Origin of the sequence: Streptomyces calidiresistens (genome assembly GCF_014141525.1) — a bacterium.
In the GTDB taxonomy this organism is placed as follows: domain Bacteria; phylum Actinomycetota; class Actinomycetes; order Streptomycetales; family Streptomycetaceae; genus Streptomyces; species Streptomyces calidiresistens.
In genome coordinates, this window is sequence record NZ_VKHS01001374.1 from 1 (window position 1) to 789 (window position 789).

At 81.6% G+C, this 789-nt stretch carries 1 protein-coding gene; it reads left to right on the forward strand.

Annotation, left to right across the window (positions count from 1 at the left end; genetic code table 11):
• The first annotated feature begins 36 nt into the window (after positions 1–36).
• Positions 37–390 carry a DUF8847 domain-containing protein gene (locus FOE67_RS27385; RefSeq protein ID WP_182667503.1) on the forward strand — a complete coding sequence of 118 codons (354 nt, stop codon included), beginning with the start codon at positions 37–39 and terminating at the stop codon, positions 388–390.
• Positions 391–789: the final 399 nt, after the last annotated feature.

A 789-nucleotide genomic window follows, 5' to 3' on the forward strand; every position in this document is an offset into this window, starting at 1 on the left:
GGGGCGGGGGACCGACCCGCACGGGGGTGTGCCGCGGTGAGGAGCGAACCGACCCCGTTCGTCGGGGGGCCGCTGGACGGCCGGGTGCTGCCGGTCCTGCTGGGCATGACGGGACGCCCGCCCAAGGAGTACCGGGTGCCGGTGCCCGGTCCCGACGGCTCCGTCTCCGAGGAGCACGTCTACCGGCTGGAGGCGCGGGGCCACACCCGCCGGCTGGGGCTGGTGCGCGGCTGGCGGTACGTGTACGACCCGGATCCGGCGCCCCGGCAGGGGCCCCGGTGGCCGTGGTCCCGACCGTCGGGCACCCCCGCGCGCGACGGGGAGGAACCCGCCCCGCGCCCCGGGGACGACCCTCCCGCACAGCGGGACGAGCGCCGCGACGGGGGGTGAGGCGCCGGCACCGCCCGAACGGGGCGGGGGCCACCCGATCGGCCCGGGAACCTCCCCCGGACGGCACGCCCGGGATGCGGGTCGGCTCGCGGCGTCGGACGGTCGCGGGTAGCCCGCGCCGCGCCCGCCCTCCGGGAGGTCCCGATGTCCGTCCGCCGGTGGTTCCGGCCGTCGTGCCCCCGTACCCCGGCGTGCCGTCCGGGCCCGGGCCCCCGGGCCGGGATCGCCGGGGCGGTCCTGATCGCGCTGTTGGCGGTCCCCCCGGTGCCGGGCGCGGTCGCCGCGGTGCCCGGCGTGCCGGGGGACCCCGACGCCGCCCCCGCCGCCGGCACGGCGGACCCGGGGGACCCGGGTGACGCAGCCGGGGGTCCGGGGGACGTACCGGGGGAAGGCCTCGGG